At 71.3% G+C, this 25,563-nt stretch carries 19 protein-coding genes and 1 pseudogene; 8 read left to right on the plus strand and 12 right to left on the minus strand.

Annotated elements, in window-relative coordinates:
• Positions 1–30: 30 nt before the first annotated feature.
• Entirely contained in the window at positions 31–879 is an 849-nt protein-coding gene (locus A3CQ_RS0137350) for a M48 family metallopeptidase (RefSeq protein WP_020516075.1), read from the minus strand.
• 446 nt (positions 880–1,325) lie between these two features.
• Here A3CQ_RS0137350 and A3CQ_RS0137355 point away from each other — a divergent pair, with 446 nt between their 5' ends.
• The 7 genes from A3CQ_RS0137355 to A3CQ_RS0137385 are packed head-to-tail and all read left to right on the plus strand — an operon-like array spanning position 1,326 to position 11,405.
• On the plus strand, positions 1,326–3,953 hold the full coding sequence (locus A3CQ_RS0137355; RefSeq protein WP_245577516.1) for a winged helix-turn-helix domain-containing protein: 2,628 nt from the start codon (positions 1,326–1,328) through the stop codon (positions 3,951–3,953).
• Positions 3,954–4,007: 54 nt separating this feature from the next.
• On the plus strand, positions 4,008–5,927 hold the full coding sequence (locus A3CQ_RS0137360; RefSeq protein ID WP_157296806.1) for a phage holin family protein: 1,920 nt from the start codon (positions 4,008–4,010) through the stop codon (positions 5,925–5,927).
• Positions 5,928–5,985: 58 nt separating this feature from the next.
• Entirely contained in the window at positions 5,986–6,816 is an 831-nt protein-coding gene (locus A3CQ_RS0137365) for a class II glutamine amidotransferase (RefSeq protein WP_020516078.1), read from the plus strand.
• 21 nt (positions 6,817–6,837) lie between these two features.
• A complete protein-coding gene (locus tag A3CQ_RS0137370; RefSeq protein WP_020516079.1) occupies positions 6,838–8,238 on the plus strand; it encodes an amino acid permease in 1,401 nt (466 codons plus the stop codon).
• Positions 8,239–8,250: 12 nt separating this feature from the next.
• Positions 8,251–9,471, plus strand: a complete 1,221-nt coding sequence (locus A3CQ_RS0137375; protein WP_020516080.1) for an arginine deiminase — start codon at positions 8,251–8,253, stop codon at positions 9,469–9,471.
• A 13-nt stretch (positions 9,472–9,484) separates the two neighbouring features.
• Complete coding sequence (argF, locus tag A3CQ_RS0137380) at positions 9,485–10,486, plus strand: ornithine carbamoyltransferase (protein ID WP_020516081.1); 1,002 nt, start codon at positions 9,485–9,487, stop codon at positions 10,484–10,486.
• A gap of 4 nt (positions 10,487–10,490) precedes the next feature.
• Positions 10,491–11,405 (plus strand): carbamate kinase, encoded by a 915-nt coding sequence (locus tag A3CQ_RS0137385; RefSeq protein WP_020516082.1) that lies wholly within the window; start codon positions 10,491–10,493, stop codon positions 11,403–11,405.
• Positions 11,406–12,117: 712 nt separating this feature from the next.
• On the opposite strand, the gene A3CQ_RS0137390 is transcribed toward A3CQ_RS0137385, so the two are convergent.
• The 6 genes from A3CQ_RS0137390 to A3CQ_RS55435 all read right to left on the minus strand — a co-directional run bounded on the left by A3CQ_RS0137390 (position 12,118) and on the right by A3CQ_RS55435 (position 19,020).
• Entirely contained in the window at positions 12,118–14,019 is a 1,902-nt protein-coding gene (locus A3CQ_RS0137390; RefSeq protein WP_020516083.1) for a hypothetical protein, read from the minus strand.
• Between the two features lie 72 nt (positions 14,020–14,091).
• The gene (locus A3CQ_RS0137395; RefSeq protein WP_020516084.1) at positions 14,092–14,550 is read right to left on the minus strand and encodes an RDD family protein; all 459 of its coding nucleotides are present in this window, start codon (positions 14,548–14,550) and stop codon (positions 14,092–14,094) included.
• Positions 14,547–17,306, minus strand: coding sequence for a cation-translocating P-type ATPase (locus A3CQ_RS0137400; RefSeq protein WP_020516085.1), 2,760 nt, complete (start codon positions 17,304–17,306; stop codon positions 14,547–14,549). The genes A3CQ_RS0137395 and A3CQ_RS0137400 overlap by 4 nt, the downstream gene beginning before the upstream one ends.
• 248 nt (positions 17,307–17,554) lie before the next feature.
• The gene (locus A3CQ_RS0137405; RefSeq protein WP_020516086.1) at positions 17,555–18,049 is read right to left on the minus strand and encodes a hypothetical protein; all 495 of its coding nucleotides are present in this window, start codon (positions 18,047–18,049) and stop codon (positions 17,555–17,557) included.
• Position 18,050: 1 nt separating this feature from the next.
• Positions 18,051–18,491, minus strand: a complete 441-nt coding sequence (locus tag A3CQ_RS0137410) for a DUF7144 family membrane protein (protein ID WP_020516087.1) — start codon at positions 18,489–18,491, stop codon at positions 18,051–18,053.
• 13 nt (positions 18,492–18,504) lie between these two features.
• The gene (locus A3CQ_RS55435) at positions 18,505–19,020 is read right to left on the minus strand and encodes a DUF6069 family protein (RefSeq protein WP_051115472.1); all 516 of its coding nucleotides are present in this window, start codon (positions 19,018–19,020) and stop codon (positions 18,505–18,507) included.
• Between the two features lie 192 nt (positions 19,021–19,212).
• On the opposite strand from A3CQ_RS55435, the gene A3CQ_RS64375 reads away from it, so the two are divergent.
• Entirely contained in the window at positions 19,213–19,566 is a 354-nt protein-coding gene (locus tag A3CQ_RS64375) for a DUF7144 family membrane protein (protein ID WP_444510684.1), read from the plus strand.
• A 72-nt stretch (positions 19,567–19,638) separates the two neighbouring features.
• Here the strand turns inward: A3CQ_RS64375 and A3CQ_RS64380 are convergent.
• The 5 genes and pseudogenes from A3CQ_RS64380 to A3CQ_RS0137440 all read right to left on the minus strand — a co-directional run.
• Positions 19,639–20,427, minus strand: a pseudogene (locus A3CQ_RS64380) (YhjD/YihY/BrkB family envelope integrity protein); the annotation flags it as partial.
• A 2-nt stretch (positions 20,428–20,429) separates the two neighbouring features.
• The gene (locus A3CQ_RS0137425) at positions 20,430–23,117 is read right to left on the minus strand and encodes a winged helix-turn-helix domain-containing protein (protein WP_020516090.1); all 2,688 of its coding nucleotides are present in this window, start codon (positions 23,115–23,117) and stop codon (positions 20,430–20,432) included.
• A 147-nt stretch (positions 23,118–23,264) separates the two neighbouring features.
• Complete coding sequence (locus tag A3CQ_RS0137430; RefSeq protein ID WP_245577517.1) at positions 23,265–24,386, minus strand: carboxylate-amine ligase; 1,122 nt, start codon at positions 24,384–24,386, stop codon at positions 23,265–23,267.
• Positions 24,387–24,463: 77 nt separating this feature from the next.
• Complete coding sequence (locus A3CQ_RS0137435; RefSeq protein WP_020516092.1) at positions 24,464–24,958, minus strand: hypothetical protein; 495 nt, start codon at positions 24,956–24,958, stop codon at positions 24,464–24,466.
• Complete coding sequence (locus A3CQ_RS0137440) at positions 24,955–25,500, minus strand: hypothetical protein (protein WP_020516093.1); 546 nt, start codon at positions 25,498–25,500, stop codon at positions 24,955–24,957. The genes A3CQ_RS0137435 and A3CQ_RS0137440 overlap by 4 nt, the downstream gene beginning before the upstream one ends.
• Positions 25,501–25,563 lie beyond the last annotated feature (63 nt).

Raw genomic sequence — 25,563 nt, forward strand, 5'->3', positions numbered from 1 at the left:
AGATCACCGGCGGCCGATGTCTAGGCCGAATCAGGCGGCGGTCCTGGCGCCGGAAGACTGTTTGTGCAGCAGGCCGAGGCGGAACAGGTGCTCGAGCCGCCGCACGGTGAACGGGTGCGACATCGGCAGCTGGGCCAGCCCGATCCAGAAGCCGTGCAGCCGCCGCCCCTGTTCGAGCAGCTCGTCGACGTTGACATCGTTCTCCACGTACCGGCCCGCGGTGAGCACGATCAGGCCGTTCACGCCGGTCGGGCAGAGGAACGCGCCGTGCCGGTCGCACGAGTACTCCCGCAGCCGGGACAGCGCCGGCCCCAACAGCGGAATCCGCTGCGAATAGGCCACCGCCAGCTGATACCACAGCGACACGTGATGCAGCCGGATATGCCCCAGTTCATGGCCGAGTATGAACCTCAGACCTTCGCGATTGTTGTTGTACAAATTGGCAAACAGTTCGTTCGCCAGCACCACGTAGTCGTACCCCGTGGCCTGGGCGGCGAAGGCGTTCAGCGTGCCGTTCCCGTTGGCCAGGTAGATGATCGGCCGCCGGCGCAGACCGAGCGTGCCCGCGAACTGCTCGGCGGTGCGGTAGATGTCCGGGAACTGGGTCGGCGACAGCTCCACCGCCTGACCGCGGATCGACGCCCGCTGGGTCTCGCGGATGACGATCAGGGCGGGGATGAACAGCAGCAGGGCGATGAAGGCCGACCGGATCGCCACACCCCACCCGGAATCGCGTACGGAATCGGGCACGAACGGCAGCACCGACGCCGCGATGACGATCGCGATGATGATGAGGACGTTGAGCACGACCATGATGGCGAACAACGGCACCTCGACCGGATGCCGCAGCCGGCGCTCGGGAAGTGGGGGACTCGTCACGTCTACTCCTTAGGGCGGCAACGGAATCCTCGCCCGAGAATCACCCGCGGTGTCGGTCCACGCGTCATACCGGCGGGATGAGCAGCACCGGGCCGGATGGGCCAACCTGGTCCGATGGGCGAGATGGCCGACTCCACGATGTTGCATTCCGGCTGCGTTCTGTGTTGGGGTGTGGGCGGGGACGCATGACAAGTACGACGACGGTCACTCTCTGTCACTCATGAGTCCAGGTCGCTCCACTGAGGACCTTGGCGAATCGGCGGCATGGATGGCGGAGGGTGAAAATGATCGCCGTCGCCCGGAGTTCGGCTCCGATGCTCCCGGCCGTGCGCGAACGCGGCCGGCCGGCACCGGGCCTGACCAGGTACGCCCATCGCGGGCGGGACCGATCCGGGCCGCAACACCGGTGCCGCCGGGGGTGACGAACCGCGGGGGTGGTTGTGCAGTTGAGGGAAACCGGAAGGATCACCACACCGGTCAGCGGGCGGCTCGGCCGCCCCACGCTGCGGCAGCCGCTCGTGCGGCGGCGCCGGCTGACGGAGATGCTCGACACCGGCGTCCGGCGGCCGGTGACGCTGGTCTGCGCCGGCCCGGGCTGGGGCAAGACCACGCTGGTCGCCTCCTGGGCCGAGACGCGGGTGACGTCCGGCCCGATCGGCTGGCTGACGCTCGGCCGGCAGCACAACGATCCCCGTGCCTTCTGGTCCGACTTCGTGATGGCGCTGCGCATCGCCGGCGCCGTGCCCTGCGGCAACGCCCTCGAAGACATCGACTTCGGCGACGACACCGGCGCGCTCACGGCCGCGCAGGTCCTCACCGGCCTGGAGTCGCTGCCGGCACCGGTCGTCCTGGTGCTCGACGAGTTCCACGAGGTCGACGACGCCCGGGTGATCGGCGGCCTGACCGGGCTGCTGCACGACCCGCCGCCGGCGCTTCGGCTCGTGCTGATCGCCCGCACCGAGCCGACCCTGCCGCTGCACCGCTTCCGGGCCGGCGGAAACCTCACCGAGATCCGCGCCCGGCACCTGGCCTTCCGCGCGCCCGAGGCGGCCGAGCTCCCGGCCGTGCACCGCCGGCGACTGCCGGTCGAGGAGCTGGCCGAGCTGCTCGACCGCACCGAGGGGTGGGTGGTCGGGCTGCAGCTGCTCGCCGACGTGCTGGCCGAGCAGGGTGTGCTCGAGAGCGGCGAGGTGCGCGCGGTCTCCGACTACCTCCTCCGTGAGGTGCTGGCCGCCCTTCCGGCCAAGATGCGGCAGTTCCTGGTACGCACGAGCGTGCCCGACGAGATGTGCGGCCCGCTGGCCGACGCGCTCACCGGCGAGACGCACAGCCGGCGCCTGCTGGAACGCCTCGAGAGCTCGAACGCCTTCGTCGTACGGATCGAGGACCGGCCCGGCTGGTTCCGCTACCACCCGCTGCTACGCGATGCCCTGCTGCACCAGCTCGCCCTGGACCGGCCGGGTGCCGAGGCCGCGCTGCACCTGCTCGCCGCCCAGTGGTACGCGGGCCAGGACCACATCTTCGAGGCGCTGCGTCACGCGGCCGAGGCGGGCGACTGGCACTACCTCGGCCGGCTCACCGTCGAGCTGGCGATGGCCAAGGTCATGACCGGCGACCAGATCGCGCTGGTCGACGTGCTCCGGCGGATCCCGCCCGAGCAGCACGCGGCCACGCCCGAGCTGGCCCTGTGCGGGGCGGCCGTCCGCTACGTCAGCGGCGACCGCACCGGGGTGGCCGGGCTGCTGCGGCTGTCGCGCTCGCTCGCCCGGGAGCAGGCCACGGTGCCGACCGCCACCGACGTCACGCTGCGCCTGATGGAGGCCGGCATCCTCAACTGGCGGGTCGGCGACATGCCCGGCCTGATCACCAAGTCGTCCGAGACGCTGAAGCTGCTCAGCTCGTACCGGCTGGACGAGCTGCCGTCGCTGCTGCACTACCGGGCGATCGCGCTCAACGAAAAGGGCGCCGGGCTGCTCTGGATGGACCGCGCCGACCAGGCCGACCGCTACCTGTGGGCGGCGTCGACCGCGGCGCGCAGCGTCGGCTCCACGGTCACCGAGGTCAACGCGCTGGCCCACCTCGGCCTGCTGGTCTTCCTGCAGGGGTCGGTGCGGGAGGCGGCCGAGTTCGTGGGCTCCGCGATCGACCTGGCGCGGCGCGCCGGCTTCGAGACGTCCGCGCAGGCGTCGGTGTCGTACCTGGTCCTGGCGCTGATCCAGCTCGAGCGCGACCGGATCGGCGACGCCCAGGAGTCGTTGCGCAAGGCCCTGCACGCCGGCGGCGAGGAGCCGGCCGCCGCGCCGGCGGTGCTTGCCGCGCTGGTCCGGGCACACCTGCTCCGCGCGGCCGGTGACCCGGCGGCGGTCCGGACGCTGCTGCGGCAGACCCGCGAGGAGGCGCCGGCGACGCTGGTCGCGCCGGTGCTCGATCACTGGCTGCGGCTGGCCGAGGCGGAGGCCGATCTGGCGCTCGGCTCGTGCCGCGAGGTCATCGCCCGCTACGACCGTGAGGCGCCGCACGGCGTGTTCACCCCGTCCGAGCAGGCCTGCCTGGCCCGGGCGACGCTGGCCGGGGGCGATCACGCCACGGCCGAACGACTGCTGTCGGTGGTGCGCGAGGGCACCGACCACGTCGCGGCGGTGACCGCCTGGATCGCCACGGCGTTCGCGGCCGACGCCGAGGGGCACGGTAACCGCTCGATCGACGCGCTGTCGCGGGCCGTGCTGATCGCCGAGCGGGAGGGGGTCCGCCGGCCGTTCCGCACCTTCGACCAGCGGCGGCTCGCGGTCTTGCTGGACCGGCGGCGCTGGGTCGAGGAGCACACGGCCACCCCGGCCGTCGCGTCGCGGACGGCGGGTGGCGAGCCGCCGGCCACGCAGTCCGACGTGCTCAGCGAGCGGGAGCGGGACGTGCTGCGCTACCTGCCGACCGTACTGACGGCGGGGGAGATCGCGACCAACCTCAACATCTCGATCAACACGGTCAAGGCGCACATGCGCTCGATCTACCGCAAGCTCGGGGCGGCCCGGCGGAGGGAGGCCGTCGTCCGGGCGCGACAGCTGGGCCTGCTCTGAAACAACCCGTCCGGGATGAGGAGCCGAGGCGCCGCGAGGCGTTTGCTGGTGTTCATGCGTACCGCCGGGATTCTGCTGGTCGGCTGGGCGGCGCTGGGGCTGACCGTCCTGATGCTGCCCGGCCTCACGGCCGACAACGGCTGGTCGGTGCTGGTCGCCGCGGTGCTGCTCGGCCTGTTCGGCGTGGTGATCCGGCCGGCGCTGGCCGGGCTGATGGCGTGGATCGGCTGGGCCGGTGTGCTGGCCGGGTGGCTGCTCGCGCAGGCAGCGCTCGTCTACCTCGCGTTCGCGATCACGCCCGGCATCCGGGTCGACGGCTTCTGGACCGCGTTCTGGGCCTCGTGGATCTACTCGATCCTGATCAGCGTCGCGCTGTGGGTGGTCACGGCCGGGCGCTCGGAAGCGGTCACCAATCACCTGCTCTGGGTCAACCGCCGCTTCCGTGACAAGGTGCCGGCCACCGACGTGCCGGGCGTCGTCTTCGTGCAGATCGACGGGCTGTCGGCGCCGCTGGCCCGCTGGGCGCTCGACACCGGGAACCTGCCGACGCTGGGCCGCTGGCTGCGAGAGGGGAGCCACTCGCTCACCGAGTGGCATGCCCGGCTGCCGGCGACGACACCGGCCAGCCAGGCCGGACTTCTGCACGGCGGGAGCGATCACGTTCCGGCCTTCCGGTGGTACGAGAAGGAGAGCGGCCGCCTCGTCGTGACGAACCAGCCGGCCGACGCGGCGCTGGTCGAGACCCGGCTCAGCGACGGCAACGGGCTGCTGGCCGACGGCGGGGTCAGCCTGAGCAACGTCTTCTCCGGCGACGCGCCGACGAGCCTGCTGACCATGAGCACGGCCCGCGCCGGCCGTGGGCCGGCCCGCTACCTCAGCGCGTACCTGCTGGACCCGTTCGGACTGACCCGGTCGCTGGTGCTGACCGTCGGCGAGATCGTCAAGGAGCTCTACCAGGCGCGGCGGCAGCGTCTGCACCGCGTCGAGCCGAGGATCCGTCGCGAACCGTCCTATGTGCTTTTGCGCGGTGTGACCAACGTACTGCTGCGGCATTTGAATCTCGCGGTGCTCGCCGAGCATCTGATGCGGGGCACACCGTCGATGTACTGCGACTTCGTCGACTACGACGAGATCGCGCACCACGCGGGGCCGGCCCGGCCGGAGGCGCTCGCGGCGCTGGAGGGGATCGACTCGGTGCTCGCCAATCTCGAGGAGGTCGCGCGGTCCGCGCCCCGGCCGTACAAGTTCGTGATCCTCTCGGATCACGGGCAGAGCCAGGGGGCTACCTTCCGGCAGCGTTTCGGCGTGGGCCTGGAAGATCTGGTACGCGGTGACGTCGAGCTGGCCACCGACAACGAGCAGGCCGGCCGGGCGGCGACGCTGAAGGCAAGCCTGCTGCCCTCGTCGGCGTCGTCGCCGTCCTCGCCGTCCTCGCCGTCTTCCGCGGAGGAGGTTCCCGGCGCGCCCGAGTTCGTGGTCGTCGCCTCCGGAAACCTCGGGCTGGTCTACCTGGCCCGGCAGCCGGGGCGGCTGACCATGGAGGAGATCGAGAAGCACGCGCCCGGGCTGATCGACCGGCTCGCCTCGCATCCCGGGGTCGGCTGGGTCATGGTGCGATCCGCGACCGACGGCCCGATCGTGCTCGGCGGTTCCGGGCGGCGGCTGCTCGACGGGGACGCGGTCACCGGCGCCGACCCACTCGAGGGCTTCGGCTCGTGGGCCGCGGACGACCTGCGCCGGCACGACGGCCTCGCCCACACCCCCGACATCCTGGTCAACAGCCTGTACGACCCGGAGACCGGCGAGGTGGCCGCGTTCGAGGAGCTGGTGGGCTGCCACGGCGGGCTCGGCGGCTGGCAGGACCGGCCGGTGCTGATCCATCCGCGGGAGTGGACGATCACCGGCACGCCGGAGAGCTCGGACGCGGTTCACGCGATCTTGAAGAGCTGGCTCGACCTCATCCGCACGGGGTGATGGCCCGCCGCGCCGCCGACGTCACCCTGACGGTGATTATCGCAGCGAGGAGACCGTGATGTGTCGCTGGCTGGCCTACTCCGGAACGCCCATCCTGCTCGACGAGCTTCTCTACAAGACCGAGCACTCACTGATCGACCAGAGCATGCACTCGAAGCTCGGCGTCGAGACCACCAACGGCGACGGCGTCGGCGTCGGCTGGTACGAGGCCGGGGAGCAGCCTGTTCCCGCCCTGTTCCGCGGCATCGGCCCGGCCTGGGGCGACGTCAACCTGCGCGAGCTCGCCCGGGTCACGCGATCCGGGCTTTTCCTCGCGCACATCCGCGCGAGCACCGGCACACCGGTGCAACAGACCAACTGCCATCCCTTCCGGTACGGCCGTTGGCTGTGGTGCCACAACGGGGCCATCCACGAGTTCCGTGAACTCCGGCGTGACCTGATGATGGCCATCGACCCCGATCTGTTCCCGAGCATCTCCGGCTCCACCGACTCCGAGGTCATGTTCTACCTGGCACTCACGTTCGGCCTGCGCGAGGAGCCGGTGCGTGCGGTCGAGCGGATGGCCGGCTTCGTCGAGCAGGTCGCCAAGGCCCACGGCGTCGCCGAACCCATGCAGATGACGGTCGGCACCACCGACGGCGACCGCGTCTGGGCCTTCCGGTACTCCAGCGTGGGCAAGAGCCGGACGTTGTTCTACAGCACCGAGCTCAACGCGCTGCGCACCATGCACCCCGAGCTCGAGGTGCTGCGCGGGCTCTCCGAGGAGACCCGCCTGATCGTCTCGGAGCCGCTCGGCGAGCTCAAGGGCGCCTGGCAGCCGGTGCCCGAGTCGAGCTACGGCGTCATCCAGAAGGGCGCCGACGAACTGGGTTCCTTCACGCCACGCTGACCTCCTGCCCAGGAGCCCGTCATGGTCGACGTCCGGAAAGACGCGTCCGTGCCCGAGGCCACCCGCACGATGGGGTTGTCGCAGGCCACCGCCCTGATCCTCGGCAGCATCATCGGTGTCGGGATCTTCAACCTGCCCTACTCGCTGGCCGGGATCGGCCCGATCAGCATCGCGGCCATGGCGCTGACCACGATCGGCGCGCTCGCCCTGGCCATCATGTTCGCCTCGCTGTCCCGGCGCCTGCCGGCCGACGGCGGCCCGTACGCCTACGCCCGCGCGGCGTTCGGCAACGCGACGGGCTTCACCAACGCCTGGTCGTACTGGATCACCGCGTGGGCCGGCAACGCGGCGATCGTCACCGGCTGGGTCTTCTACGTGGAGTACTTCATCAACAAGAACGGCGTGACCGGCTGGTCGATCGTGATCGCGCTGGTCGGCCTGTGGATCCCGGCCCTGGTCAACCTGGTCGGCGCCAAGAGCATGGCGGCCGTCCAGCTGTGGACCTCGATCATCAAGTTCATCCCGCTGGCGATCATGTCCACGGTCGGCCTGCTGTTCATCAGCACCGGCAACTTCAAGCCCTGGAACGTCAGCGGCCAGAGCACGATCGGCGCGATCGGCAGCGCCATGGCGATCTGCCTGTTCAGCTACCTCGGCGTGGAGACCGCCGCGGTCGCCGCCGACAAGGTGCGCAACCCGGAGAGGAACGTCCCGAAGGCCACCGTGTTCGGCACGCTCGCCAGCGCGGTGGTCTACCTGCTCTCGCTGACCGCCATCTTCGGCATCGTGCCGACCACGCAGCTCGCCCTCGACGCGAACAAGGCCTCCTACTCGGTGGCCGCGAACTCGATGGCCGGCAGCGGGCACTGGGCCGGTGACCTGGTCGCCGCGGCCGTCATCGTCTCCGGCTTCGGCGCGCTCAACGGCTGGACCATGATCTGCGCCGAGATGCCGCTCGCGGCCGCCAACGACGGGCTGTTCCCGAAGTCGTTCGGCAAGATCTCGGGGCGGGGCGTACCGGCCGTCGGCATCATCGCCTCGACCGTGCTGGCCAGTCTCGCCATGGTGCTGAGCTTCCTGGGCACCAGCGGCGCCACGGTCTTCAACACGCTGGTGCTGATGACCGGGATCACGGCGGCCATCCCGTACGCCTTCTCGGCTCTCGCCCAGCTGAAGTGGCGCCTGCGTGACCGGCGCGAATTGCACACGCCACGGTTCGCCCGAGACGCGGGCGTGGCGATCGTCGCGTTGATCTTCTCGATCCTGTTCGTCTGGTACTCGCGCAACACCGGCCAGGAGCACTGGTACGTGGTGTGGGGCCCGTTCCTCATGGCCGGCGGCGCGCTGCTGATCGGCATCCCGGTCTACCTTTCCATGCGGAGCCGGATGGCGACGCCGCCGCCGGTCCCGCCCTACCGCTGAGGCGGGAGCGTCATGAGTTTCCACGTCGATTCCGAGACCGGGCGACTCCGCCAGGTCATTCTCCACCGGCCCGGCATCGAGCTCAGCCGGCTGACGCCCGACAACGTCGACTCGCTGCTCTTCGACGACATCCTGTGGGCCAAGCGGGCCCGTGAGGAGCACGACGCCTTCGCCTCGGTGCTGCGCGAGCGCGGCATCACCGTGCACTACTTCGGCGATCTGCTCGCCGAGGTGCTGGAGGACCCGAAGTCCCGTGACTGGGTCCTCGAGCGGGTCATCAACGACGACACGGTCGGGCCGAACCTCGCCGACCCGCTGCGCCGGCTGGCCGAGCAGGCCGAGAGCGCCCGCCTGTCCGAGCTGCTCATCGGCGGGGTGCTCAAGAGCGAGCTGGCCGGGTTCACGGTCAACAGCCTGCGCTGGGAGCTGATGAACGCCGACGACTTCGTGCTCACGCCGCTGCCCAACCATCTCTTCCAGCGGGACAACTCCGCGTGGATCTACGGCGGGGTCAGCATCAACCCGATGGCGATGCCGGCCCGGCTGCGCGAGTCCGTGCACAGCACCGCGATCTACCGCTTCCACCCGATGTTCGCGGGCGCCGACTTCCAGGTCTGGTACGGCACCGACGAGCCGCCGCACCGGTTCGCCACGCTCGAGGGCGGCGACATCCACGTGCTCGGCAAGGGCGTAGTGATGATCGGGCTGGGCGAGCGGTCCACGGCGATGGGCGTGGAGAACCTGGCCCAGCGGCTGTTCGCGGCCGGCGCCGCGCAGAAGGTCATCGCGATCGAGCTGCCGCACTCGCACGCGATGATGCACCTCGACACGGTCATGACCATGATCGACAAGGACACGTTCGTGCGGTACCCGTACCTCAAGGGCGCGCTGCGGTCGTGGACGGTCACGCCGGGCCCGCAGGGCGGCGGCGTGCGGGTCGACGAGAACCACGACCTCTTCCCGGCGATCGCCGAGTCCATCGGCCTGGAGAACTACCGGGTCCTGGTCACCGACGAGGACGAGCGGGCCGCGCAGCGGGAGCAGTGGGACGACGGCAACAACTTCCTGGCGGTCGAGCCCGGCGTGATCGTCGGCTACGAGCGCAACGTCACGACCAACACCTACCTGCGCAAGCACGGCATCGAGGTGATCACCATCGCCGGCAGCGAGCTGGGCCGCGGCCGTGGTGGCCCGCGCTGCATGACCTGCCCGATCGAACGCGACGCCGCCTAGGAGGCGACCAGCCATGTCCTTCAACCTGCGCAACCGCAGCTTCCTCAAGGAGCTCGACTTCACCACCGCCGAGTGGCGCTACCTGCTGAAGCTCGCCGCGGAGCTGAAGACGGCCAAGTACACCGGCACCGAGGTGCCCCGCCTGAGCGGCAAGAACATCGCGCTCATCTTCGAGAAGACCTCCACGCGTACGCGGTGCGCCTTCGAGGTCGCGGCCCACGACCAGGGCGCGCATGTCACGTTCCTCGACCCGGGCAGCACCCAACTCGGCCACAAGGAGTCGATCGCGGACACGGCCCGGGTCCTCGGCCGCTTCTACGACGGGCTCGAGTACCGCGGCTTCGCCCAGGAGAACGTGGAGACGCTCGCCCGTTACTCCGGCGTGCCGGTGTGGAACGGGCTCTCCACCGAATGGCACCCGACCCAGACGCTGTGCGACCTGATGACCATGCGCGAGCACACGGTCAAGCACGACAACGAGATCGCCTTCGCGTTCCTGGGCGACGCCGAGAACAACGTGGGCAACTCGCTGCTGATCGGCGGCGCCATGATGGGCATGGACGTGCGGATGGTCGCCCCCGACGGCCGGTGGAACCACGAGGACGTGCTCAAGGAGGCCCAGCGGATCGCCGAGCAGACCGGCGCCCGCATCACGCAGACGGCGGACGTGGCCGCCGGCGTCCGGGGCGTCGACTTCCTCTACACGGACGTCTGGCTGTCCATGGGCGAGCCGAAGGACCAGTGGGACGCGCGGATCGCCCTGCTCAAGCCATACCAGATCAACATGGAGACCGTACGCGCCACCGGCAACTCGGCGGTCAAGGTCATGCACTGCCTGCCGGCCTTCCACGACCGCCGCACGAAGGTCGGCGAGGAGATCTTCGAGCACACCGGCCTCGACGCCCTCGAGATCACCGACGAGGTCTTCGAGTCGCCGTACTCGATCGTCTTCGACCAGGCCGAGAACCGCATGCACACGATCAAGGCGATCATGGTCGCCACCCTCGGAGGCTGACACCATGCGGATCGTGATCGCCATCGGCGGCAACGCGCTGTTGCAGCGCGGCCAGAAGCCGGACGCGGCGATCCAGCGGGCCAACGCCCTGCGCGCCATCGAGGCGCTGGCCCCCCTTGCCGCCGAGCACGAGGTCGTCATCACCCACGGCAACGGCCCGCAGGTCGGCATGCTGGCCCTGGAGAGCGCGGCCGACCCCGCGCTCTCCATCCCGTACCCGCTCGACGTGCTGGGCGCCCAGACCCAGGGCATGATCGGCTACTGGCTCTTGCAGGCCCTGCAGAACTCCCTCCCCGGCAAGCAGGTGGTGGCCCTGCTCGACCAGACCCTGGTCGCCGCCGACGACCCGGCCTTCGCCGCCCCCACCAAGTTCGTCGGCCCCGTCTACGACTCGGAGACCGCCCACCGCCTGGCTTCGGAACGCGGCTGGTCGATCGCCGCCGACGGCCAGTACTGGCGCCGAGTCGTCCCCTCACCCCACCCGCAGCGCATCGTCGAGACCCGCGTGATCCGCTCCCTGCTCTACTCGGGCGCGATCGTGGTCTGCGCCGGCGGCGGCGGCATCCCGGTCGTCCGCGGCGAGGACGGCCGCCTGTCGGGCGTCGAGGCCGTCGTCGACAAGGACCTGGCCACCGAGGTCCTGGCCGAGGCACTGGACGCCGACGCCATGCTCCTGCTCACCGACGTCCCCGCGGTCGTCCGAGGCTTCAGCGGCCCCAACCCGACCCCCATCTCCCGCGCGACCCCGGCCGCCCTCCGCCGCGAGAACTTCGCCGCCGGCTCGATGGGCCCCAAGGTCGAGGCCGTCTGCCGCTTCGTCGAGATGACCGGCGACACGGCCGCGATCGGCGCCCTCGAGGACGCGGCCCTGATCCTCTCCGGCAAAGCCGGCACGGTGGTCACCCCCTCCGGCACCTGACCGCCCACCTCACGCCGGCCGGGCACACCCCGGCCCGGCCGGCCGTGCGCTCCCGGCGAATCCGGCCCGCCGCGAGCCCATCGGCTGGTGGGCTCGTTCGCCCCGGACGGGCCCGTGCCCGACCGCGCGGCGCGACCGGTCGCGATGGCTCGGAGCTGTGGCCGACCACAGCGGACACAACCGGCGACGGACCGGGCCACGGCAATCCAGCCCCGACAAGCCACCAACTGCACCCGCCACCACTTTGCTCTGCGCACCCATACGCGCAGCTCTGCGCACCTATACGCGCTGCTCTGCGCACCCATACGCGCTGCTCTGCGCACCTCTACGCGCAGAGATCTGCGCACCCGGGCGCGCCGCCGGACGGGTGAGCAGGGCTGCGTGCGTATAGGTGCGCAGAGCAAAGGGGTGGTCAGGGGCGCACCCGGGCGGGCCGCGGGGCGGGCAGGGCTGCGTGCGTATAGGTGCGCAGAGCAAAGGGGTGGTCAGGGGCGCACCCGGGCGCGCCGCCGGGCGGGCGGGCAGGGGTGCGTGCGTATAGGTGCGCAGAGCAAAGGGGTGGTCAGGGGCGCACCCGGGCGGGCCGCGGGGCGGGCAGGGCTGCGTGCGTATAGGTGCGCAGAGCAAAGGGGTGGTCAGGGGCGCACCCGGGCGNGNCGCNGGGCGGGNGNGCAGGGNTGCGTGCGTATAGGTGCGCAGAGCNAAGGGGTGGTCAGGGGTGGGGGCAGGGGGCGCCGGCGCAGACGTCGATCACGCGGCCGGTCAGCAGGAACGTTGCCTTCTGGAGTTGGGCGCTCGGCTGGGCGCGCGGGAACTCGTGCGGGTCGGTGCCGTACTGCGGGCCGGCCGGGGCGAGGTTGGTGGGTGGCGGGGCGAAGGCCTGGCCGCTGTTCCAGACGACGAGGGCCGAGCCGCGGTAGGGGTAGGGCGGGAGCGGCCTGATGCCCCAGAACGGGACTGTTTCGTCGGACCAGCCGGGGGCCAGGGCGGGCTGGTGGATGCGGGCGCCGATCGTGCGGGCCTCCACCTGGGCGGCGGCAGGGGAGACCTGGTGGTCGCCGAAGGCTACGTGCATGAGGACGCGGTGCGCGGGAGTGCGGGGGAGCGGATCCGTGGTCAGGTGCTGGGCGTAGCCGTTCGCCTCGCCTCGGTCCCAGAGCATCTGGATCAGCGCCAGGGTCAGCTGCTGGTCGGCCGGGTCGGGGTAGGACTGGTCCATGAGCTGCTGGAACGGGGCGAAGTCGACGCTGCGCTGCAGCAGGGTGCTGTAGTTCATGGCGGGGACGCCGAGGACCGATCGGGTCCAGTCCTGGGCGATCGCGGTGAGGGCGCCGCCGTTGATGCCGCCCTGGCTGTTGCCGTCGTAGTGCATGCCGCCGGCGCGGTCGAGCAGGCTGTGGCCCTGGGCGTCCTGGAACGCCGGGTTCGCGGCGAAGCCGCGCGGCGCGGTCATCGCCCGGCCCAGGAACAGGAAGTTGAGGAAGCTCTGCTGCAGGCGGTCGGGCACGGCCGGGAACTGGCTCAGGTCGCTCCACACGCCGGCCACGAAGGGTACGTCGGCGGCGGCCAGGCCGATCCAGCTCGTCGCGCAGAACATGAAGTCGTACGTCTGCGACATGTCCTTGACGTTGCCGGCGTTGATCTCGGTGGGCGAGCCGAGCAGGCCGTGGCCGTAGAGGGACAGGTGGGCCGGGCTGCCGGCGGTGGCCGCGCGCGGGATGTTGCAGACGAAGTCGGCGGCGTAGGTCTGGCCGGTTGTGGTGGGCAGGGAGTCCGGCCGGAGCGGGGCGTCGTAGTGCAACCGCGAGCCGGGCCCGCCCGTGCCGGTCAGGTAGCTCGGCACCGCGACCGTGCCGCGCACCTGGCGGGCGATGCGGGCGTCCTGCTCCGGCGTGAAGTCGGCGACCTGGCTGACCGTGAACGCCGGGGCGTGGTGGCCGAGGGCCGCGAAGGCGTCGTCGCGCATGCGAAGCACGCGGCCGGTGAGGTTCCGCTCGCTCGCGACGGTGAAGTCCCAGGCCAGGTACAGGTTGTGCGATGAGATGTGCGCCCGCCGCAGATCGGCGCCGGCATGGGGAGACTTGCCACGGATCAACGCGCCGGTGTGGTCGCGCAGACCCCGGAGGACGACGACGTACCGCGTCGCCTCGCGCAGCGCCACCGCCGGCCGGATGATGAGCAACTGATCGGGCCGGCCGGTCGCGTGGGCGTCGAGCTCGGCCCAGTACGGCGTGCGCTGCCAGGTGCGGGTGTCGAGCAGCACGATCGGCGCGTCCGCCGCGAGGGAGCGCCCGATGTCGGTGACCGGCGCGATGCCGCTGGCCACCGGGTCGAGGCCGGGCACGTGGACGAGGATCGGCGTGCCGGGGCTGAAGCCGTCCTGCCGGTTCCACTCGGCCGGGTCGATGTGCTTGCCGGCCACGTTGGCGGGCAGCGCGTCGGCGGGGAAGTGCACCCGGCGGCCGGTGGCGCTGCTCCGGTCGGGAACCGTGAACCGGTCGCTGGGGAACGGCAGTAGGCCCGGCGGGGAGGAGACAGAGGCGGCGGCGACGGCGGTGCCGGACGGCACGACGACGGCCAGGACGGCGATGACCATGAGCAGGAGTCGGCGCATGACGGGCACTCCCTTGTGACCCAGCGGTGATGATCTATCTTTACGCCGCGGGCCCGGGCCGGGCAATCGTCCCTACAGGCGGACGACGAGGGTGCGGGCGATCAGGTCGTGGATCGCGCGGTGCCGTCTGTCCACAAGCAACCACAAAGAGCCGATCGGGAAGTACGCGAGGAGAATCGCCCGTGCGAACGCCGAGATCCAGCCGACCCGTCCGCGGGACGTGCTGACCACACGGATGCCGACCACGGCCATGCCCGGCGTGCGACCGGTCAGTCCCCAGAAGGCCGCGCAGTAGAGGGCGAACACCGCGGGCAGCACCACCAGGTAGGCGGCGGTGAGCGTGCGGGCCAGGTCGCGGGCCTCGCTGCCGATGACCGAGGAGATCAGGCTCATCCCGACGGCGGTTCCGGCCGACGCGATCGAGATGATCAGCGCGTCCATCACGTATGCGATGGTTCTGCTCACCACCCCGGCGAAACCGGCCGGCGAGGCCGCAGCCATCGCCGGCCGGGGGGCCACGGTCGCGCTCATGCCGCCACGGTGACGGGGATCGGCTCCGCGTCGGGAGCGGTGGGCGGGGCCGACGACAGCCGGCGCCGCAGCACCATCTTGCGGATCTCGGTCAGCACGATGACGGTCAGGGCGGCGCCGATGCAGATGAGCCACTGGACGGCGTTGAGACTGGTCGTGCCGAGCAGGCGCTGGAGGAAGTCCAGCGAGGTGGCCAGGAAGATGGCCGCCACCGACATGCCGCTGGTGATGACGAAGCGGCGGTCGCTGAAGGTCTCCACGCTGAACACCGAGCGGATGTCGCTGCGCACCGTGAACGAGAAGAACAGGTTCATGATGGCGAACGCGGTGACACCCATCGTGCGGCCGGTCTCGATGTTCCACTCGCGGTCGGCCCACCAGATGACCAGCAGCGTGCTGATGCCCATGACCAGGCCGACGACACCGAGCCAGGTCAGCGCCGCGCGGGTCAGCAGCGGCTCGTCGGACTTTCTCGGCTTGCGCTGCATGATGTCGGGATCGCCCTTGCCGTAGCCGAGGCCGACCGACTGGAACACCTGGGTGGTGAAGTTGAGCCACAGCGTCTGCAGCGGCACGAACGGCACGCCGCCCGCGATGTTGAAGATGCTGGCGCTCAGGAACGTGACCACCATGCCGGCGAGCACACCCATCTGGAAGAAGATGTACTTCTTCAGGTTGTCGTAGAGCTCGCGGCCGAGCCGCACCGCCTTGACGATGGTGGCGAAGTCGTCGTCGGTGAGGATCATCGCGGCGGCTTCCTTGCTCACCTCGGTGCCGGTGATCCCCATGGCGATGCCGATGTCGGCCTTCTTCAGCGCCGGCGCGTCGTTCACGCCGTCGCCGGTCATCGCGACGATGTGTCCCTTGCGCTTGAGCACCTCGACCAGGCGTACCTTGTGCTCGGGGGTGACCCGGGCGATCACGCCGATGCCGTCGATCTGCTCGTCGGCCTGCGCGTCGGTCATCGCGCCGAAGTCGGCGCCGGTGATGGCGCGGCCGGTGATGCCCAGCTTGCCGGCGATCGCGGCCGCGGTGACCGCGTGGTCGCCGGTGATCATGCGGACCTGGATGCCGGCCGCGTGCGCCTCGGCGATCGCGGCCCGCGCCTGCGGCCGCGGCGGGTCCACGATGCCGACCAGCGCGAGCACGGTCATCCCGTCCAGCGCCGCCAGCAGGTCGCCGTCGGCGTCGAACGTCTTCGGGTCGAAGTCCTTGCGTCCGGTGGCCATGACCCGCAGGCCCTGCTCGGCCAGCCGCCGGTTCTCGTCGAGGTACCGGGCCTTGAAGGCGGCGTCCGTCCCGATCACGGTGAGGTCGTCGGGCGCCAGCGTGTGGGTGGCCCGGGACAGCAGCTGGTCGGGTGCGCCCTTGACGTAGGCCCGGATGACCTCTTCGCCGTCCGGCTTGGTGAAGCGATGGAAGGTGGCCATCATCTTGTACGCGGCGTCGAACGGCAGCTCCGCCACCCGCGGGTAGTGCTGACGGGTCGCGTCGACGCCGATGCCGCCCTTCTCGGCCAGCACGACCAGAGCGCCCTCGGTCGGGTCACCGATCATCTCGCCGTCGTGCGCGACCGCGTCCGAGGCGAGCGCCATCGGCAGCAGGAAGTCGTCGAGCGGCGTGTCCGGCTGCCCGGCGACGCGCTGGATCTGGCCGTCGGTGGAGTAGCCACTGCCCGAGATCGTGTACCGGCGGCCCGGGATGGTCATCTCGGTGGCGGTCATCTGGTTCAGCGTCAGCGTGCCGGTCTTGTCGGAGTTGATGGCCGACGTCGAGCCGAGTGTCTCGGTCGAGCGCAGGCGCTTCACGATCGCGTTCGCCTTGGCCAGCGTGGTGGTGCCCAGCGACAGGATCGTGGTGACCACGGCGGGCAGGCCGGTCGGGATGGCCGAGATGGCGAACGCGATCGCGGCCGTGAAGACCACGTTGAACTCGTTGCCCCGGGCCAGGTTGATCACGACCGACGCCAGCAGCGCGAAGCCGGAGACGTACAGGATCTGGTTGGTGAGCTTGGCCAACTGCCGGGTGAGGGGGGTGTCCTCCTCCGTCTGGGTCTGCAGCATGCCGGAGATGTGGCCGACCTCGGTGGCCATGCCGGTCGCGGTGACCAGCAGGTCGCCGGAGCCGCGGGTGACATTCGTGTTCATGTACGCCATGTCGGACCGGTCGCCGAGATCGGTGTCGACCGCGCCGCACGCCTCGACGCTCTTGCTCACCGGCAGGCTCTCGCCGGTCAGCGCCGACTCGGCGATCTCCAGCGTGGCCGTGCGCAGCAGCCGCCCGTCGGCCGGCACCAGGTCGCCGGCCTCGATCTGCACGACGTCGCCGGGCACGAGCTCCTCGGCCGGCAGCTCGACGAGCGTCCCGTCGCGGCGCACCTTGGCCTTGACGATCATCATCTTCTGCAGGGCGCCGATCGCCGCCGCGGCCTTGCCCTCCTGATGCAGGCCGAGGAAGGCGTTGAGCAGGGTCAGCAGGATCAGCAGGATGCCGGTGCCCCACTGCTTGAGCGGCACCATGCTGCCGATGCCGGCGGCCAGCAGCACGATCTGCATCGGGTCGGCGTACTGCCGCAGGAACGATCGCCACCAGGGCTCCTTCTTGCCCTCGGCGAACTTGTTCGGGCCGTACTGCGCGCGTCTCTTCTCGGCCTCGGCGGTGCTCAGGCCGGACTGCTGGTCGACCTCTTCGGCCCGGAGGGCCTCGTCGACCGTGAGCGTGTGGAACGGGGGCGGCGGGGAGGTCGTTATCGCCATCGCGTGCTCCTAGATCAAGAAACGCCGGAGCGGGCACGGCCGGGGTGGACGTTCCGGCCGTGCCCGGGGTGCTGGCACCGGTCAGCGGCGCCGGGACACCCGGCGTGCTGTTCTGCGGCCGGTGCGCCGGGCCACGCGGCGGGATCCGAACATGTCTGTGCCTCCTCGGGCTCCGATGAGGGAGATCGTCGCCTCGGCACCGCTGAGATCGCCTCATCCCAGCCGGATGAGGGCCGGCCGCATGAGGATCAGTGCAGGGCGATCTTCAAGATGATCATGACGGCGCCGAACGTCCCGGCCACCACGGTGGACAGGATCCGCTCGGCCGGATGCAGCTTGGCGCCCATCCGCCAGCCCGCCAGGCACAGCAGCACCGTGCTGGTGATGAGCGCGGACAGCACCGCCCCGGCCATCTCCGCGCCCACGCCCCGGGCGATCAGCAGCACCAGCAGCGGGAGCACCGACAGACTGATGATCTCCCAGCCGGTGGTGAGCTGCTCGCGCACCACGTGCCAGGCCGGCCGGTGCCCCTCGTGGATGCGCTCGGCGACGACCCGGGCGTACCGCTCGGCCGCCCAGTAGATCGCCAGCGTGACGACCACGATGATGTCCAGCTTGTAGGCCGTCTCGGCGTGCGCGGTCACGAGCACCGCCGAGCTGACGATGACGCCGTAGATGCCGGCCGCGGTGCCCTCGGCGGTCTCGTGCCGCAGGCGGATCCACAGCCGGCCTCTCACCGACATGTCAGTCCCGCTCCGAACGGCGCAGGAACTTGCCCTCGCCGCCGTGCACCGCGAGCGCGTAGATGGCGATCAGGTCGAGCGCGATCGAGATGATCGACCAGATCGGGTACGCCGCCAGGAAGGTCAGGTTGATCATCGCGTGCACGAACACGATGACCATCGAGATGATCCGGGCCCAGGTGTGGCCGAACATCACCGAGTAACCGGCGCCGATGAGCAGCGCGCCGAACGCGATGAGCGTCCAGCCCCAGGTCTGGTAGCTCAGGTCGATCGCCAGTTTCTCGGCGGCGACCAGGTAGAAGTCGTCGTCGACGAGCGCCACGATGCCCTGGATCAGGCTGATCATGCCGCTGACGATCATGACGATGCCGACGAAGAGGATCCAGCCGATCCACTTGGTGAGCCCGGTGTCCTCGCCCGGCCGGGCCGCGTGCTGTGCCATGTGAGGTTCCCTCTCAGCGGTACTGCGGCGGAATCGGTGGCGGGGGGACCGGCGGTAGCCCCACGCCGGATTGCATGATCGGGGGCCGCAGCGAGCTCTTGGCGACGCCCGCGACCAGGCTGCCGATCGCGATGCCGAGCACCAGGTTGAGTCCCGCCGTGTACCAGCGCGAATCCCGGGGCTCGTCGGTGGTGAAGGGCAGGAGCATCGCCGCCACCGTGGCGAGCCCGATCACCCAGCCGAAGAAGCGCATCGGCCGGGGCGTGGTGATGATCAGCACGTGGATCAGGCCCGTGGCCACCAGCGCGGCCGCGGCGGCGCCGGCGGCGTACCAGAAGGTGGAGGCGTCGCCCCAGGCGCCCTTGCCCTTGGGCGCGAGGACCGCGACGTCGAAGACGCCCCGGCCGAACAGGATGCCGACTATCGCGATCAGGGCCGCCACCAGCGCGGTGGCGGCGCCTCCGGCCCAGAGGCGGCCGGCGTTGAGCACAGGTTGCGGGGGTGTCGGCGGTCGGTAGACGTTGGACATAGCCGTCCTCCTCGAGAGCTGCCCGAGACGCCCCCGAGTATCGCGACGGGTGCCGCGGGCGTACCTCATCCGGCGCAGATGAGGCATCCCGCCGGGGCGCCGGGCGACGCTGAGCAGGTGGCAAACGAAACCGCGACACACCGCAGTGACGAGCCGACCGGCTGGATCGCCTGGATCCTGTTCGGCGGCCTAATGCTGGTGCTCCTGGGCGGAGCGCATCTCACGATCGGATCGCTCGCGCTCATTCGCCCCGAGTCGCTCGAGGGAACCCGGTCCGACCTGCTGTTCAACGTCAGCCTGACCACGCTCGGCTGGATCCACATCGTCCTCGGCGCGGTTCTCATGATCGTCGGCGCCGGCCTCATGCTCGGGCAGGTCTGGGCCCGGGGCATCGCCATCGTCCTGGCCTGTGTCGCCCTCGTGATCAATTTCGCGTACGTCGGGGTCTACCCGATCTGGTCGGTCGTCTCCATCGGGCTCTGCGCCGTCGTCCTCTACGCGACGGTGGCGCACGGCGGGGAACTTACCCGGGCGTATCACCACTGACAGCGTCCGCAGCCCGGCCTCGCCGCGGATGACCCGCCCGATCAGGCCGGGTTCCGTGGCGAGGACGCGCCCGATCACCGTCGCCGCGAGCAGGCAGAACGAAATGATGTACAGCCACCCGATGTAGGTGAAGGCCAGCCCGATCGTGCCGTAGTGCGCGTTGCTGGACCGCAGCGCCCGGGGCAGGTAGATGTGCCCGGCCGGCCGGACCGCCAGCATGATCAGTCCGAACGCGAGCGCGCCCGGCAGCAGCCGCCGGAACGGCACCGCGCCGGCCAGCAGCAGCGCGGGCACCGCGGTCGTGATCGCGACGTCGGCCACGAACAGGGTGGTGGTGTCGGTCAGGAACGGCATCGGCGAGTCGTCCGCGAGCTGACCGATCGCCCGGCTCAGGATGACGAACATGCTCAGCAGCACCACGACCAGCAGCCAGCGCAGGGCGGCCGCCGGCCCGGATTTGACCTTGCCGACGTTCCATACCGCCGCGTAGCCACGGACCATGGCCCGGGCGAGCCCGGTCGCCGAGACCAGCACGATCAGCGCGCTGAGCACGCCGAAGGTGCCGAACCCGTGCTCGTCGAGCGCGTCGGTCAGCAGCCGCTTGGACGACTCGGGCAGGTCGATGGCATCGGCGAGCTCGGTGGAGCGCTGGGCGCCGATCAGGGTGCCGAACATGATCAGCAACGGGAAGATCGAGGTGAACGCCTGCGCGGCGAGCCCCATCGCCCGGTCGAAGATCTGGATCTCGAACAGCCCGGCGAGGAAGCGCAGCAGCAGCTTGCCGAACCAGGAGGCCAGCACCAGCGCGGCGCGCGGGCGTAGCCACCCCGGGAGGGCGGCCAGCCCGCGTTCCGCGTCCATATTCAGATGAGGCCGAGTGAGCGTGCCCGCCGGACGGCCTCGTTGCGCCGCGAGGCGGAGAGCTTGCGCAGGATGCTGCGCACGTGGGTCTTCACCGTGTTGACCGAGACGTACAGGGTCGCGGCGATCTCCTCGGTGGGCAGCATCGCCGCCATGCCCTGCAGCACCTCCATCTCGCGCTTGCTGAGCGCCTCGAAGACCACCACGCCGGCGTCGGCGGAGGCGGCCGGCGACGCGTGCGCGCCGCCCTGGAGCTGCTTGTACTGGGCGGCGAGCTCGTCGTCGTCGCGCAGCACCCGGCGCAGGTCGGCCCAGACCTGCTGGACCGCCCGGCGCTGGGACTCCGGCGCCGCGGCCCGCAACGCCTGGCGCAGCGCGCCGCGCGCGTCGTCGACCTCGCCCCGCCGGGCGGCCACGGTGGCCAGCACCAGCCAGGCCTCGAGGCTCACCGGTCCGGCCACGCCGGCCGCGCCGGCCAGGGGCTCGACCAGCTCCCAGGCCTGCTGGGCGTCGCCCGCCGCCGCGAGGGCCGCGGCACGCACCACGGTCGCGTCGTCGGCCTCGGGCTCGCTCAGCCGGCCGACGGTCTCCAGGGCCTGGTCGGGCCGGCTCATGGTGACCAGCAGGCGGGCCTGCGTGAGCGTGACCTGGCGGGTCAGCCAGCACGGCGCGGCCAGGCCGCCGGGCACGTGCCCGGCGTCGCCGAGGGCGGTGAGCGCGCCGCGCAACTCGCCGCGCGCCTGCAGGCGGCGGGAGCGGATCAGCGCGAACGCCGCGTGGATCATGCCGTCGGCGGGCCGGATGCGGCGCGGGTCGGCGGCGCGCAGGTGCCGTCCCGCGGTGTCGATGTCGTACCGCTCCATCGCCACCCAGGCCAGGGCCAGCTCGGCGCCGACCGGCCGGGAGGCGGTGCCCCCTATCCGGTCGGCCAGCTCGGTCGCCTGGTCGGCCAGCTTCTCGGCGTGCCGCAACCGGCCGCGGTGTGCCTCGATCAGCGCGAGGTGGGAGAGCGCCCCGATGCGCACCCCCTCACAGCTGCCGGCGACCGTGTTGGCGACCTCGGTGAGCGTGACCGCGGCCGCGTCGATCGCGCCGACGCGGCTCTGCGCGTCACCGCGGGCACCGAGCACCAGCGCCCGCAGCTCGCCGTGCCGTTCGAGCCGCTGGGGCGGCGTCTCGGCGAGCATCTCCTCGGCCGCCGCGGCGGCGTGCAGCACGCCGTCGAGGTCGTCGCGCAGGCGGGCCAGCACGACGTCGGTGACCAGGTGGGCGAGGGCCAGCGCCGGGCTGTAGCCGGCGGGGCTGCTCATCATGAGCTCCTCGGCCCGCTCGAGGTGGCCCGCGCTGGTCTCCACGTCCCGCTTGGACAGCGCGAGGGCGGCGGCGACCACGGCCCCCTCGGGGCTTTCCAGGTCGTCCGGCAGCGCGCTCAGCTGCTCGGACAGGCGGCTCTCGCGCCCGTCGAGCAGCAGCCGGCCGATCGCGTAGTCCTCGACGACGATCGTCGCCGCGAGGGCCCAGTCGCCGGCGGCGGAGGCGTGGCTGATCGCCTCGGTGATCTGCCCGGCGCCGGCGAACCACGAGGCGGCCCGCCGGTGCAGCTCCGGGATCCGCTCGTGCGCCTCCCGGCTGAGCTGGGCCTGCAGCAGCTCGGCGAACAGCCGGTGGCATCGGTACGCGGTCAGCCCGTCCCCGGCCGGTTGGACGAAGGCGTTCTGCCGGCACAGCGCCGACAGCAGCCAGCGCGCGTCGGCCCGTCCGGTCACGGCCTCCGCCAGCTCCGGGGTGAAGGTGTCGAGGATGCTGGTCTCCAGCAGGAACGTCCGGACGTGCGCCGGCTGGATGCGCAGCACCTCGTCGACGAAGTACTCGGCGATCGTCGCCTCGTTGCCGGTGATCGTGGCGATCAGGCTTTCGGCGTCGCCGGCGTCCTCCAGGGCCATCGCGAACAGCCGCAGCCCGGCGGCCCAGCCCTCGGTGTGCTGCAGCAGCTGGCTCATGCCGTCCCGGCTCAGCGGCACCTGGTGCAGGATGAGCAGCTCGGCGGCCTCGTCGGAGGTGAAGGCGAGGTCCTCGCTGCGCACCTCCTCGAGCCGGCCGGCCAGGCGGTAGCGGTGCAGGGGGAGCGGGGGATCCCAGCGGCCGACCAGCACCAGGCGCAGCATCCGCCCGGCGTGCCGGAGCACGAATTCGAGGTCGGTGGCCCAGTGCGGGCTGGTCAGGTTGGAGACGCCGTCGAGCACGAGCACGACCGGCTCGGGTTGCTCGGCCAGCGCGGAGGCGAGGCGTACGAGGAAGGACCGGTCGGCGGCGCCGCCGGCACGTGGTACGGACAACGAGGCGGCGACCGGTACGCCGGCGCGGCGCAGGGCCTCGAGGATGTAGGCCCAGAAGGCGTCGGACGGGCCGTCCTCCTCCTCGAGCGTGATCCAGCCGATCGGATATCCGGGCGTCCCCTCGGCCGCCCAGGTGGCGACCAGCTGGGTCTTTCCGGCGCCGGCGGGCCCGACGACCAGCGTCACGGGCTCGCGGACACCTCGGGCGAGACGCTCGGTGAGCCGGGGCCGGGCCACCAGGAAACTGGGCGGCTCGGGCACGGCGAATTTCGATTGCAGCAACGGATCGCCGCCGGCGGCCGGGGCCGCCGCCGGTGAGGAGATCGGTGCCGGGACGACGAGCTCAGCTGTCACAATGCTCCCTCCACAGGCACACACGTCTGAACGACTGGATCATCGTTGACCGCGGAGGACAACTCCCGCATCGTCCGAAACGGATTAAGCGCTGAGTAACCCTCTCACTACGCGAAGGCGACCACGGGTGGTTGCGTTGACATGTTTCTATTTGTGTGCAGTCGCGACGGGAGCCGTCGCGTTCGCCAGGAAATCGACGAACGCCTCCGGTGATCCGGCCCGTATCCAGGCCCGACGCTGCCGATCAGCGCCGGTGCCCTCGTGCCGCAGCCGGTCGAGACTCGCGAAGACCTCCTCGGCGTCGCCCCAGGCCGTCAGCGCCGGCGACACCTTGGTCATCAGCCGCGCCACAGCTCCGGCGGCCGGGGAGCCGCCGTCGGGCGTGCGGCCGCGCCGGACCCGCACCTGACCGTGCGCGGCCGTCATGAGGTGCGCGTCGACCACGCCGGTCGGGATCGGCAGCGTGGTGATGTTGTGCCGCGCGTCCTCGATCAGGGTCGCGACCAGGGCCCGCACGACCGCGGCGAAGAACACGGTGTCCTCGACGCTCAGGCAGGCGTCGGCCACCCGCACCTCGACGGTCGGGTATCGGGCCGAGAGCCGCGCCAGGAAGTAGATTCCGCCCACGTCCAGTGCCGCGCCGGCGCCGACCAGGGAGCGCACGACCCGGTCGTACCGCTCGGCGCCGGCCCACGCCCCGGGCGGCCGGAACGTCGGCCAGCGTTGCTGCAGGTGGTAGCGGTAGCTGGCCCAGCCGGTGTCCCGGTCGCCGGCGAACGGCGAGTTGACGGTGAGCGCCAGCAGGGCGGGCAGCCACGGCCGGATCCGGGCGAGCACCTCGACGGCCAGGTCCCGGTCCGGCACGCCGATGTGCACCTGACAGGCGCAGGAGCTGCCGGCCACGACCGCGCCCGGGAACTGCCCGGCCAGATCGCGGTAGCGGGTATCGTCGGTCACCGCGCCCAGCGGTCCGGACGCGAACGGCGGCGCGCCGACCGAGACGAGGCTGGCCCCGGCCCGCCGCGCGGCGTCCGCGGCCCGCAGCCGCAGCTGCACCAGCTCCCTGCGCAGCTGGTCGAGCCGCGTGCAGACCGCGGTGGTGGTCTCCAGTTGGTAGGACAGGAACTCGGGTTTGATCTGGTCGCCCGCCTTGGCCAGGCGGGCGACGAAGGGCGCCGAGGGCACGACGGCCCCGTCCGGCCCCAGCAGCAGGAACTCCTCCTCGACCCCCATCGTGAGCATCGCGTCCCCCATCGCTTGCTGCGTCACGTCCGGCCAGCGTGCGACCGCGGCGAGCGGCGGTGCCTCATCCGCAGGGGGTGATTCGATCTTCGAAGGACTTGGTCTCAGGCCTCCCGGCGCAGCACCTTGGCGGTGACCCGGTCGACCGCGGTGTCGCCGGCCGCGGCGCCGCTGCGAATGCGGCCGACCAGTTCGTCCACCATGGTGTCCCGCTGGCCGCGAACCAGCGACTGGACCCGGTCGGGCTCCTTCTCCAGCAGCTCCAGCACATCGTCGAGGATGTCCCGGACCAGCGGCCGCAGCACCCGGTCGAGCTGGGCGTCGACCATCTTGTTCACCAGCGCCGACGTGGCGATCGCGGTGACGGCGGCATCGAGAGCCGCCGCCGCCCGCAGTTGCGCCTTCTCCCGCTCGGCCGCGCCGCGGCCGGCCATCTCGCCGAGGCGGCGCTGCACGGTGGCCGAGCTGCCGTTGAACGGCCGGCTCGCCGTGTAGCGCACGCTCGCGGCCAGCAGCTCGGCCGCGTCACCGGCCTGGAAGGCGGCGCCGACCAGCATGTCGCGCACGCGGGTGACCTGCACGACGACGAAGGTGGTCATGACGAGGCCGCCGCCGACCGCTCGATCCGGTCGAGCTCGGCCGCCTCGGCCGCGGTCACCAGGCCGATACCGACCAGGTCGAGCGGGCTGATGAACGCGTCGGCCAGGCGGAACCCGCCGGCCCGCGCGATCGCGTCGCGCAGCGGCACCGCCCAGTGATGCTCGATCAGCAGCAGCGCGGCGGCGCTGTCGTTGGGGATCTCCTCGACGACGTCCCAGGCTTGTTCCTCGTCGAAGACCTCGATGCCGTCCTCGGCGGCCGCGGCGCCGAGCGCGGCGCCCGCCTCGAGGCCCTCCTCGCCCTCGATGCCGAGGCCGACCAGGGCGCCCACCTTGCTGCCGAGCTCGACTGCCTCGTCGGTGGTCAGGTTGGACAGGTGCTCGACCTCGATCTCGCCCTTGGCGTCCTTGTAGACGGCGAGCGCGTCGATCACCCGGATCGCGTCGCTCGCGCGGAGCCGCTCCAGTTCGGCGATGACCTCGCCGTGGAAGTCGGGGTGCGTGAAGCCCAGCACGATGAGCTGGACCGGTCCGATGGCCATGCGATGCGCTCCCTTCCTCGGCCCGCCGGCCACGGCGGGCCAGGCCAGCGTCCCGCCGGTGGT

The organism is Paractinoplanes globisporus DSM 43857 (genome assembly GCF_000379645.1).
GTDB classification, from domain to species: domain Bacteria; phylum Actinomycetota; class Actinomycetes; order Mycobacteriales; family Micromonosporaceae; genus Actinoplanes; species Actinoplanes globisporus.

Coding starts and splice junctions, on each gene's coding strand:
- A3CQ_RS0137410 (WP_020516087.1), bottom strand. CDS start 18,491: ATGGCACAGCACGCGGCCCGGCCGGGCGAGGACACCGGGCTCACCAAG.
- A3CQ_RS0137365 (WP_020516078.1), top strand. CDS start 5,986: ATGTGTCGCTGGCTGGCCTACTCCGGAACGCCCATCCTGCTCGACGAG.
- A3CQ_RS0137385 (WP_020516082.1), top strand. CDS start 10,491: ATGCGGATCGTGATCGCCATCGGCGGCAACGCGCTGTTGCAGCGCGGC.
- A3CQ_RS0137375 (WP_020516080.1), top strand. CDS start 8,251: ATGAGTTTCCACGTCGATTCCGAGACCGGGCGACTCCGCCAGGTCATT.
- A3CQ_RS0137395 (WP_020516084.1), bottom strand. CDS start 14,550: ATGAGCGCGACCGTGGCCCCCCGGCCGGCGATGGCTGCGGCCTCGCCG.
- A3CQ_RS0137405 (WP_020516086.1), bottom strand. CDS start 18,049: ATGTCGGTGAGAGGCCGGCTGTGGATCCGCCTGCGGCACGAGACCGCC.
- A3CQ_RS55435 (WP_051115472.1), bottom strand. CDS start 19,020: ATGTCCAACGTCTACCGACCGCCGACACCCCCGCAACCTGTGCTCAAC.
- A3CQ_RS0137390 (WP_020516083.1), bottom strand. CDS start 14,019: ATGCGCCGACTCCTGCTCATGGTCATCGCCGTCCTGGCCGTCGTCGTG.
- A3CQ_RS0137435 (WP_020516092.1), bottom strand. CDS start 24,958: ATGACCACCTTCGTCGTCGTGCAGGTCACCCGCGTGCGCGACATGCTG.
- A3CQ_RS0137440 (WP_020516093.1), bottom strand. CDS start 25,500: ATGGCCATCGGACCGGTCCAGCTCATCGTGCTGGGCTTCACGCACCCC.
- A3CQ_RS0137400 (WP_020516085.1), bottom strand. CDS start 17,306: ATGGCGATAACGACCTCCCCGCCGCCCCCGTTCCACACGCTCACGGTC.
- A3CQ_RS0137370 (WP_020516079.1), top strand. CDS start 6,838: ATGGTCGACGTCCGGAAAGACGCGTCCGTGCCCGAGGCCACCCGCACG.
- A3CQ_RS64375 (WP_444510684.1), top strand. CDS start 19,213: ATGCTGGTGCTCCTGGGCGGAGCGCATCTCACGATCGGATCGCTCGCG.
- A3CQ_RS0137360 (WP_157296806.1), top strand. CDS start 4,008: ATGCGTACCGCCGGGATTCTGCTGGTCGGCTGGGCGGCGCTGGGGCTG.
- argF (WP_020516081.1), top strand. CDS start 9,485: ATGTCCTTCAACCTGCGCAACCGCAGCTTCCTCAAGGAGCTCGACTTC.